The sequence below is a fragment of the Dermacoccus sp. UBA1591 genome (assembly GCF_002322065.1).
Taxonomy (GTDB): domain Bacteria; phylum Actinomycetota; class Actinomycetes; order Actinomycetales; family Dermatophilaceae; genus Dermacoccus; species Dermacoccus nishinomiyaensis.
The window spans coordinates 2,985-9,612 of record NZ_DCNR01000082.1 but is presented as its reverse complement, the minus strand read 5'-3'; the positions used below and the strand labels follow the sequence as shown (position 1 = coordinate 9,612).

4 protein-coding genes and 1 pseudogene are annotated in these 6,628 nt (G+C 70.2%); 4 read left to right on the top strand and 1 reads right to left on the bottom strand.

Going from position 1 to position 6,628, the window contains the following annotated elements:
* Positions 1 to 16: 16 nt before the first annotated feature.
* The 3 genes from B2284_RS08580 to B2284_RS08570 all read left to right on the top strand — a co-directional run bounded on the left by B2284_RS08580 (position 17) and on the right by B2284_RS08570 (position 5,203).
* The gene (locus tag B2284_RS08580; RefSeq protein WP_240742535.1) at positions 17 to 3,376 is read left to right on the top strand and encodes a DEAD/DEAH box helicase; all 3,360 of its coding nucleotides are present in this window, start codon (positions 17 to 19) and stop codon (positions 3,374 to 3,376) included.
* Positions 3,377 to 3,514: 138 nt separating this feature from the next.
* A complete protein-coding gene (locus tag B2284_RS08575) occupies positions 3,515 to 4,264 on the top strand; it encodes a class I SAM-dependent methyltransferase (RefSeq protein ID WP_136788664.1) in 750 nt (249 codons plus the stop codon).
* Between the two features lie 66 nt (positions 4,265 to 4,330).
* Positions 4,331 to 5,203 carry an SDR family NAD(P)-dependent oxidoreductase gene (locus tag B2284_RS08570; protein ID WP_170957250.1) on the top strand — a complete coding sequence of 291 codons (873 nt, stop codon included), beginning with the start codon at positions 4,331 to 4,333 and terminating at the stop codon, positions 5,201 to 5,203.
* A gap of 62 nt (positions 5,204 to 5,265) precedes the next feature.
* On the opposite strand, the gene B2284_RS08565 is transcribed toward B2284_RS08570, so the two are convergent.
* Positions 5,266 to 5,961, bottom strand: coding sequence for a hypothetical protein (locus B2284_RS08565; RefSeq protein ID WP_286697392.1), 696 nt, complete (start codon positions 5,959 to 5,961; stop codon positions 5,266 to 5,268).
* A 206-nt stretch (positions 5,962 to 6,167) separates the two neighbouring features.
* Here B2284_RS08565 and B2284_RS08560 point away from each other — a divergent pair.
* Positions 6,168 to 6,628 (top strand): annotated as a pseudogene (locus B2284_RS08560) (glycosyl transferase); the annotation flags it as partial.

The window sequence follows — 6,628 nt, the reverse complement described above, 5'->3', positions numbered from 1 at the left end:
TAGCCTCGCGGACGTGATGAAGTTCGAGCCGGACGAGGCCACGTGGGTGCTGACGAGCACGGACGCCGGCCTGGCTGCCGTCGTCGGTGACGGCGCCTTCGGGCGTGGTCTCGACTACGCCATCGGGGGCAAGGTCATCGCGCTCGCGACGGCTGATCGCGGGCGTGTCCTCATGGGCACGGTCACCGGCAACGGTCTCGCGCCGTATCAGTGCCTCGTCACGTACAAGGGTGAGGCCGGCAACGGTGAGCCGTTGTGGGTCTCGCGCTGCACGTGTCCTGTCGCGACCGAGTGCAAGCATGCGGTCGCCTCGATCCTCGCCGCTCGTCGCGCGCTGACGTCGGGGGTGCGCGAGGGCAGCGTCAGCCGCACATCGGCCGCGTCCGGCACGCGAAACGCCGCCGATTCCAACGTCGTTCCCCTCTTCGGCGGGGCCGCGGCGTCCTCGACGAGTTCGTGGCGCGACAAGCTCACGGCGAGCCTCGGTCCGGACGAGTCGCAGCGCGCCTCGGCGAGGTCGGCGAGCCCGTCGAGTGATGCATGGCGCGCGCAACTCGGCCTGCAGTTCGAGCCGAAGGCCCGGCCGGCGTCGTTGACCGATTCGACACCCGTGCAGCGGTTCGAGCTCAAACCGACGAAACTCATGCGTACCGGCCGTTGGTCGCGCACCGCGACATGGCTCGACGCCCGCAGCAGTGCCGGCATCGCCGAGGCCGAGGAGCACCAGAGCGAGGCGCTGCGCCGCTTCATCACGCCCCACAAACCGCGGATCGGCAACGGCCAGACCGTCTACCTCGACGAACTGCGCCCCGGCGTCTGGCAGGCGCTCGCCGAACTGACCGACGCAGGCGTCACGCTGATGCTCGCCGCGACGCCGGGTGAGGGCGTCACTCTCGCCGAACCGGCCGAGGTGAGCCTCGGCGTCCACCGACGCGACGGCGGGCTCGTCCTGACGGCCGACGTCGTCGGCGTCGACCTCGAACCCGAGTTCGGCACGGCGACGCTCGTCGGCGATCCGGCCCACGGCGTCGCCATCCTCGACCGCGGCAGCCTCAAGCTCGTGCCGTTCCACGAACCGCCACACGCCCTGCTCCAACCGCTCCTGCTCGGCGACGTCATCGAGGTGCCCGAAGCCGACGTGCCCGAGTTCGAGGCCGAGTTCCTGCCGCAGATCCGCCGGCACACGAGCGTCAGCGATGCGTCGCAGACGCTGACGGACGCCGTCGAACCGCGCCTCTTGCTCGTCGTAGAGCCGGTCACCGTCGGCAAGGCGAAGGTCGAGACGTTCTTCACGTACGGCGAACGTCGTGTCCCCTCGCCGCCGATGGGGCGCGGGCGCCAGTTCTCCAGCGAGGCCGCCGTCATCGCGCGCGCGGCGCTGCCGTTGAGCCGTCTGCGGCTGACGCGCGCCGTGCCGGCCTTTGACCTATGGGTCAAGCAGACCGCCGAACTGACCGGTCTGGAGGCCGTGCGTCTTGCCGACGCCATCCCCGAGCTGCGGGCGATCGACGGCGTCGACGTCGTCATGAAGGGCGAGTTGCCCGCCTACGAGGAGGCCGAGGACGATCCGATCGTTCAGGTCGGCGTCAATGAGGCCGGCCTCGCGACCGACTGGCTCGACCTGCAGATCACGATCAGCGTCGACGGCCAGGAGGTGCCGTACCCCAACCTCATCGAGGCGATGAGCAAGGGGCGCGACGTCATGATGCTGCCGTCGGGCACATACTTCCGTCTCGATTCACCGCAGCTGCTCGACATCGCCAAGGTGCTCGAGGAGGCGCAGCAACTCACCGACAAGAAGAGCGACGGCCTGCAGATCAGCCGTTACGACATCGGGTTGTGGGATCAGCTCGTCGGGCTCGGCATCGTCGAGGCGCAGCGCTCCCAGTGGCAGGCGGCCGTCGAGGGGCTGACGAGGTCGGGGTGGAAACCGGAGAGCGTCGAGCTGCCCCCGTCGTTCCGGGCGACCCTGCGCCCCTACCAACTCGAGGGATACGCCTGGCTCGCCAACCTGTGGGACGCGGGGCTCGGCGGCGTGCTCGCCGACGACATGGGGCTCGGCAAGACGATCCAGACCCTCGCGATGCTCGAACGCGCCCGCGTCGCAGGCGAACTCGACACGACGCCCGCACTCGTCGTCGCACCGACGTCGGTGCTGGGCGTGTGGGCGCGCGAGGCCGAGCAGTTCGCGCCCGAGCTGAAGGTTCGGGTGCTCGCCGAGACGTCGAAGAAGCGCGGCACCGAGGTGGCCGAGGAGATCCAGCGGGACGCTCCGCACGTCGTCGTGACGAGTTACGCCATCGCACGGCTCGACGCCGACGCGTTCCATGCCTGCGGGTGGCGCGCGCTGATCCTCGACGAGGCGCAGATGGTGAAGAACCACACGTCGCAGACCTTCCAGGCCGTCAAGAAGATCGGCGCGCCGTTCGGGCTCGCGATCTCCGGCACACCGCTGGAGAACTCCGTCATGGACGTGTGGTCGCTGTTCAACCTCGTCGCGCCGGGGCTGTTCCCACGCCCGGAGGATTTCATCCGTCGCTACCGGAAGCCGATCGAGCAGGGGGAGGGGCACGTCGCCACAGACGCGCTCAAGGGCCTGCAACGGCGCATCGGCCCGCTCATGCTGCGTCGACGCAAGGGCGACGTCGCGCCCGATCTGCCCGAGAAGCAGGTGCAGCGCGTCGACGTCGCGATGTCGCCGCAGCACGAGCGCGTCTACAAGCGGCACCTGCGGCGCGAGCAGCAGCGCCTCATGGGCCTGCTCAAGGATCCGGACGCCAACCGTGTCGAGATCCTTGCCGCGCTCACCCGCTTGCGTCGTCTCGCACTCGACCCGGCCCTCGTCGACGACGAGTTCGCCGGGCGTTCGGTGAGCCGCAAGGTCGAGACGGTCGTGCAGCAACTCGCCGCGATAGCAGCGGAAGGGCATCGCGCCCTCGTGTTCAGTCAGTTCACCGACTTCCTGGCGATCGTGCGCGAGGCCGCAGCCGACGCCGGCGTCTCGACAACGTACCTCGACGGCTCGACGCGCAACCGTCAGCAGGTCGTCGACGAGTTCAAGAGCGGCGAGGCCGACGCGTTCTTCATCTCCCTCAAGGCAGGCGGCACTGGGCTGACGCTGACGGAGGCCGACTACGTCATCGTCCTCGACCCGTGGTGGAACCCGGCGGCCGAGGATCAGGCCATCGACCGCGCACATCGCATCGGGCAGACCAAGCACGTCATGGTCTACCGCTACGTCAGCGCGGGCACGATCGAGGAGAAGGTCATGGAGTTGCAGGAGAAGAAGCGCAAGCTCTTCGACGACGTCGTCGACGCCGGTGCCGGCGGCGGTCGTCTCACCTCCGACGACATCGCCGGCCTGCTCGAGGGGTAGGGCGCGAGGGCGTCACGGATCGCACGGCTTGGGTGGGCCGCACGGGCGGAGCCCCAATATTCATCTCGATGTAAAGTATCTTGATGTCAAGAGAGCTGGTTTCCCGGCCGGCCGGACACCGTGAGGAGCGCGCCAGCCATGACCCGCGAATGGGATGCGAAGAGCTACGACGAGTTGCCGCTGCCGCACGTCGGCTGGGGCAGACGCACCATCGAGCGCATGACGCTGCGCGGTGACGAACGGGTGCTCGACGCCGGATGCGGCACCGGCCGCGACGCGGCCGAGTTGCTGTCGCGCCATCCGGGTGTCGACCTCGTCGGCGTCGACGGCTCGTCGCAGATGATCGCGCAGGCCCGCGAGCGGGTCGGGTCTGGGGCCGCATTCGCGGTCCGTGACCTCACCGAACCACTTGACGTCGCGGAGCTCGGCGCGCGGCCAGGCCCGTTCGACGCCGTCATGAGCGTCGCGTGCTTTCACTGGATCAGCGATCACGAGACGCTGTTCGCCCACCTCGCCGCGGTGCTGCGCCCGGGTGGCCGGCTGACGAGCGACTCCGGCGGCGAGGGCAACATCGAGAACGTCGAGCGCGCGATCGCGGCCGTCAACGCCGAGGGCTTCGCCCCGAAGGCCTTCGCCTCGCCCGAGGAGACGCGAGAACGTCTGGAGCGCAACGGTTTCGACGTCGAGCGCGTCGCACTGCGCCCGAGCCCGATCCGCCTCGACGACCCCGACGTCATGGAGCGCTACCTCGCGACCGTCTGCCTCGGTTCCTACCTCGAGCGCATGAGCGAGCAGGAGGGCTGCGAGTTCACCCGGGCGGTGCGCGAGGCCATGGCCGAGCCGGTGCTCGACTACGTACGTCTCGAGATCGACGCCGTGCGCCGCTGACGCATCCCGCATCCGAAGCGACGAAAGCGCCGCGAACCGGCCGGTGGCTGACCTACCGTGAAACCCATGAAGCTCAGCCGCCGAACAGCCCCCAGCCACGCCGGTCAGTGCGTCCTCGTCACGGGTGGCGCGTCAGGTCTCGGCCTCGAACTCGTCAAGCTCTTCGTGGCCGACGCCGCCCGCGTCGTCGTCGCGGACCTCCACGCCGAGCGCCCGGCGAGCGTGCCGGACGGCGTCGACTACCTGACGCTCGACGTGCGCGACGATGCCGCTTGGGCCGATGCCCTCGCCTGGGTGGAGCAGCACTGGGGGCGCCTCGACATCCTCGTCAACAACGCGGGCATCGCCGTCGGCGGGCGCATCGACACGACGGCGATCGCCGACTGGGAGCGCGCGCTGTCGATCAACCTCATGGGCGTCGTGCGGGGGTGCCGCACGTTCACCCCGATGATGAAGGCGCAGCGCAGCGGCCACATCGTCAACACCGCCTCGCTCGCCGGGCTCGTCCACGCGCCGGCGATGGCGACATACAACGCGACGAAGGCCGCTGTCGTCGCCGTCAGCGAGACGCTGCAGAACGAACTGGCGCCGTTCGGCATCGACGTCAGCGTCATCTGCCCGTCGTTCTTCCGTACGAACCTCGCGCAGTCGTTGGCCGGATCCGACACCGAGATGGAGGCCAACGCCGTCGAGCTCATCAACGGCTCGCATCGTTCGGCGGCCGATGTCGCCCGCACCGCGTTCGCCGGGATCGGCGCGCGCCGACACATCATCCTCACCGACCCGGACGGCCGGGTCGCCTACGGCGCCAAGCGTCTCCTCCGGCCCGTCTATGACGCGGCCATGGCCGGCGCTGCCAAACGTGTGGCGGCGGGCAAGGATCCGCAGCCCGCGGTGCTCACCCAGCTCGGGCAGTGGGTGAAACGCCGCGCTGCCTGAGGGGAGGCCGGCGCGGGCACCCGTATCGCCAGTCTGAGGCCGCCAGTTGGTGGTGTCCGGCGTCAACTTCCTGACGTTCCGGCGTTTCCGCCCGTGCCTCCGGGTGCGGCGCCCGGCATCTGCCCGCCGCTCGGCGGTTGCTGGTTCGCATTGCCCGCCGAGCCGCCGGGCGCCTGGCCCTGGGCGCCCCCGCTCGTCCCGCTGCCCTGGCCTGCGGTGCCGGATCCGGACGCACCGGATCCGGACGTGCCAGATCCGGACGTGCCAGATCCAGATGCACCCGCAGAACTGGTGGTGCCGCCCGACGTTCCGTTCGTACCGGAGCCCGAGGTGCCCGAGCCGGGCATCTGCATGCCCGGGCCCATCTCACCAGTCGTGCCCTGCTGATTCTGCGACGTGCCACCGGGCCCGCCCATTCCGCCGCCCATGCCGCCCCCCGACGTTCCGGCCGGCATCGCCGCGGCCGCGCCGATCGACACGAGCGACGCCGTGCCCATGGCCAGCGCCGACACGAGCGCCGACTTCTTCGCCGACCATCGCTCGGGTGCCGGCGCCGAAGCGCCTGCCGTGTCGTTGCCGGCCGAAGCACCCGAGGCAAACGGCGCCTCCTGCTCCGGCCCCCCGCGGTAGTCCGTGCCGGCGTCGCCATCGGTGCCCGTGTGGGGCAGAGCAGTGCGGCGGACGGGCGGGATGTCGTGCAGTGTCGGGTCGTCGTCGTTCATGCTGTGTGCGTCGGGTCGGGGGTCGTCGTGGTCCATCGTGTCTCCTTCGTGCCTGGCGCCTCGGGGCGCGACGTCGCGGGCGCTCGCCCGTCATCCGCCGTCGACGTTGCGCGCCGGCACTGTGGAGAAGCTGTGCCCGGCGTGTCGTCGGTTCATGAAGGCGCCTGTCGGCCGGTCACTGCACGGCCCCGGGCTGGTCGTCGCACAGCCGGGCCAAAGCCGAGGTCGTGACGCTCGGGGCCATGAACTCCTCGATCTCAGCCGCCGGCTCACGCCTCGCGCGGCGCGCACCGCGTCATCGCTCCCGCCGGGCAACCGACATGACGCTCCGTGGCGCGACAAGCCCCGATGCCGGCGATACCCCCGGCGCTCTCGGCATCCGCACCACGGCCTCGAACACCTCCCGCACCTCGCTGACGCGCCTCGTCACCGGTCCGCACGACGACCCGAACTGGGCCCGCCCGGCGCTGTTGGCCCTGCTCGCGGCGACTGCAGCGCTCTACCTGTGGAACCTCACCGCCAGTGGCTGGGCGAACGCCTTCTACTCCGCTGCGGCACAGGCGGGCTCCCAGAACTGGGAGGCGTTCTTCTTCGGCAGTTCCGACGCGGCGAACTCGATCACCGTCGACAAACCACCTGCGTCGCTGTGGGTCATGGCGCTGTCGGTGCGGCTGTTCGGCCTGAGCAGCTTCTCGATCCTCGT

What these genes read in the sequence shown, in the direction of transcription:
- B2284_RS08570 (WP_170957250.1), top strand. Translation starts at nt 4,331, where the DNA reads ATGAAGCTCAGCCGCCGAACAGCCCCCAGCCACGCCGGTCAGTGCGTC.
- B2284_RS08575 (WP_136788664.1), top strand. Translation starts at nt 3,515, where the DNA reads ATGACCCGCGAATGGGATGCGAAGAGCTACGACGAGTTGCCGCTGCCG.
- B2284_RS08580 (WP_240742535.1), top strand. Translation starts at nt 17, where the DNA reads ATGAAGTTCGAGCCGGACGAGGCCACGTGGGTGCTGACGAGCACGGAC.
- B2284_RS08565 (WP_286697392.1), bottom strand. Translation starts at nt 5,961, where the DNA reads ATGGACCACGACGACCCCCGACCCGACGCACACAGCATGAACGACGAC.